This is a genomic window from Lutibacter sp. (assembly GCF_013139515.1).
Taxonomy (GTDB): Bacteria; Bacteroidota; Bacteroidia; order Flavobacteriales; family Flavobacteriaceae; genus Lutibacter.
On record NZ_WTAR01000052.1, the window covers coordinates 1 to 3,403 of the forward strand.

Annotated in this window: 4 protein-coding genes; all 4 read left to right on the forward strand. The window is 31.2% G+C overall.

Translation table 11 applies throughout. The annotated features are described in order from the left end of the window. Positions 1 to 318: 318 nt before the first annotated feature. On the forward strand, positions 319 to 2,259 hold the full coding sequence (gene thrS, locus GQ540_RS05525; protein ID WP_291798521.1) for a threonine--tRNA ligase: 1,941 nt from the start codon (positions 319 to 321) through the stop codon (positions 2,257 to 2,259). A 62-nt stretch (positions 2,260 to 2,321) separates the two neighbouring features. Beyond that, the gene (gene infC / locus GQ540_RS05530; protein ID WP_291798529.1) at positions 2,322 to 2,837 is read left to right on the forward strand and encodes a translation initiation factor IF-3; all 516 of its coding nucleotides are present in this window, start codon (positions 2,322 to 2,324) and stop codon (positions 2,835 to 2,837) included. A 54-nt stretch (positions 2,838 to 2,891) separates the two neighbouring features. Then, a complete protein-coding gene (gene rpmI / locus GQ540_RS05535; RefSeq protein WP_291798524.1) occupies positions 2,892 to 3,089 on the forward strand; it encodes a 50S ribosomal protein L35 in 198 nt (65 codons plus the stop codon). Positions 3,090 to 3,184: 95 nt separating this feature from the next. After that, positions 3,185 to 3,403: 50S ribosomal protein L20 (gene rplT, locus GQ540_RS05540; protein WP_291798526.1), on the forward strand; the 219-nt coding region annotated here is incomplete at its 3' end.

The following is a 3,403-nucleotide window of genomic DNA, read 5'->3' on the forward strand; positions in this document are numbered from 1 at the left end:
AACCAATATCCTCAATTGCGGGCTGCAAATGTAAAACCTTTTTCATAATCACCAAATAAAAAATTGCCTTTTTTTTGAAGTTTTTTCTCGAAACAAACCAAATATCTGAAAGTATGATACTTAAAAAGTATTTACCCCCTAAATCTACCTATAAATACCTATTCAAATTCAATAGAACTTATTTCATGTAAATTTATCATTAAGGTATAATGGTGTAGCTTAAATATTAAAACCCTTATAATAAACATTGTTTTCATTTCAAAATGCTATTGCGCAACTAATAGTTTTCTAATACCTTTGCAACTTTAATAAAAATATATGATTCAAATAACTTTACCAGACGGCACAGTTAAAGATTTTCAAAAAGGAAGCACTCCTATGGATGTTGCAAAAAATATTAGTGAAGGTTTTGCTAGAAATGTAATTTCAGCAAAATTTAACGATATAACTGTAGAATCTTCTACTCCTTTAACTGAAAATGGAAACTTAGTCCTTTGCACTTTTAATGACGAAGAAGGTAAAAAAACTTTTTGGCATTCTTCAGCTCACGTTTTAGCGCAAGCAATCACTTCATTTTACCCTGATGTTAAGTTGACTATTGGTCCTGCGATTGAAAATGGCTATTATTATGATGTTGATTTAGGTGACAATGTAATTTCAGATAAAGATTTTAAAGCTATTGAACAAAAAATGCTTGAACTGGCTCGTGGAAAACATGAGTTTAAAATGCGTGAAGTTTCAAAAGAAGATGCTTTAAACTTCTATAAAGGTCAAAACAATGAATATAAAGTTGAATTGATTGAAAACTTAGAAGATGGCGAAATTACTTTTTGTGATCATTCAGATTTTACAGATTTATGTAGAGGAGGACACATTCCTAATACAGGAATTATTAAAGCTGTAAAAGTTATGAGTGTTGCTGGAGCCTATTGGCGTGGTGATGAAAAAAATAATCAACTTACACGTATTTATGGTATTTCGTTTCCGAAGCAAAAAATGCTAACTGAATATTTAGCATTGTTAGAAGAAGCTAAAAAACGTGATCACAGAAAACTAGGTAAAGAGTTAGAATTATTTGCTTTTTCAGCAAAAGTTGGGCAAGGATTACCTCTTTGGCTTCCAAAGGGTGCCGCATTGAGAGAACGCTTAGAGAATTTCTTAAAAAAAGCACAGAAAAAAGCTGGATATGAAATGGTGATGACACCTCATATTGGGCAAAAAGAATTATATGTTACTTCTGGACATTATGAAAAATACGGTGAAGATAGTTTTCAGCCAATTCATACTCCAAAAGAGGATGAAGAATTCTTTTTAAAACCAATGAACTGTCCACATCACTGTGAAATTTATAATAACAAACCTTATTCGTACAAAGAGCTACCAAAACGTTTTGCTGAATTTGGTACTGTATATAGATATGAACAAAGTGGAGAATTACACGGATTAACAAGAGTTAGAGGTTTTACACAAGATGACGCTCACATTTTTTGCACACCAGATCAGCTTGATAAAGAATTTAAAGATGTTATTGATTTAGTATTATACGTATTTAAATCATTAAGCTTTGAAAATTTCACAGCTCAAGTATCACTTAGAGACAAAGAAAAAAATGATAAATATATTGGAAGTGATGAAAATTGGGACAAAGCTGAAAATGCTATTATAAATGCCGCCAAAGAAAAAGGGTTAGATTATGTTGTTGAATATGGTGAAGCTGCATTTTACGGTCCTAAATTAGACTTTATGGTGAAAGATGCTTTGGGTAGAAACTGGCAACTAGGAACTATACAAGTTGATTATAATTTACCTGAACGTTTTGATTTAAGCTATAAAGGTGCAGATAATCAATTACACAGACCTGTGATGATTCATAGAGCTCCTTTTGGGTCAATGGAACGTTTTATAGCTGTGTTAATTGAGCATACAGGTGGTAAATTTCCACTTTGGTTGACTCCTGAGCAAGTTATTATACTACCAATCAGTGAGAAATATCAAAAATATGCAGAAAATGTTTTACATTTGCTAGAAAATTCCGAAATTCGCGCCCTTATAGATGACAGAAGTGAGAAAACGGGTAGGAAGATTAGAGATGCTGAGTTAAACAAGATACCGTTTATGCTAATTGTAGGTGAGAAAGAAGAAGAAAACGGGACAGTTTCTGTAAGAAAACAAGGAGATGGTGATATGGGTACACTAACAATTAGTGAATTTACATCATATATTAATAAAGAAATAAACAGTACATTAAAACAATTTTAGTTTAATTTAAATTTACGGCTATAGCAATCAAGAGAAGAGGGGGAAGAAAACCCTGGAGAATAATCAAAGAAGATCAACATAGAATTAATGAGCACATTAAATTTGTTGAGGAAGTACGTTTAGTTGGTGAAAACGTAGAAGTTGGTGTATATTCAATTTCTAAAGCAAAATCACTTGCTAGAGAACAAGAACTAGATTTGGTTGAAATATCACCAAAAGCAGACCCGCCTGTTTGTAAAATTATAGATTATAAGAAATTTCTATACGAACAAAAAAAACGTGAAAAAGCACAAAAATCTAAAGCAACGAAAGTTGTAGTTAAAGAAATTAGATTTGGACCAAATACTGATGAACATGACTTTGAATTTAAAAAGAAACATGCCATTAAGTTTTTACAAGAAGGCGCAAAATTAAAAGCGTTTGTGTTTTTTAAAGGTAGATCTATTATTTACAAAGATCAAGGACATATATTACTTTTAAGATTGGCAACAGAATTAGAAGAATATGGTAAAGTTGAGCAAATGCCTAAATTAGAAGGTAAGCGCATGATTATGTACCTAGCTCCAAAAAAGAAATAAAACTTCAACATAGAAGTTAAAGATAATAAGCAAGATAAAAAAAGTAGAAGAAAGATGCCTAAAATGAAAACAAAATCTAGTGCCAAAAAGCGTTTTAAGCTTACGGCTTCTGGAAAAATTAAAAGAAAGCATGCTTTTAAGAGTCACATTTTGACTAAAAAAAGCAAAAAACGTAAATTAAAGTTAACTCATGATGGTTTAGTACATAAAGCAGATAGAGCAAACATTTTACAACAGTTAACTTTAAAATAATAAAGTTACAGGGAATTTAATTATTAACCTTGGAGTAGAGCTAACATAAGTTCAAATTTAATTTTGACGCCTACTACAAAAAAACAAATGAAATTATGCCAAGATCAGTAAATTCAGTTGCTTCAAGAGCTAAAAGAAAAAAGATATTGAAGCTAGCAAAAGGTTACTTTGGACGTAGAAAAAACGTTTATACAGTAGCAAAAAATGCGGTTGAAAAAGGAATGGTTTATTCTTATAGAGACCGTAAAAACAAAAAAAGAACTTTCCGTGCTTTATGGATTCAACGTATTAACGCTGGAGCTCGTCAGTATGGA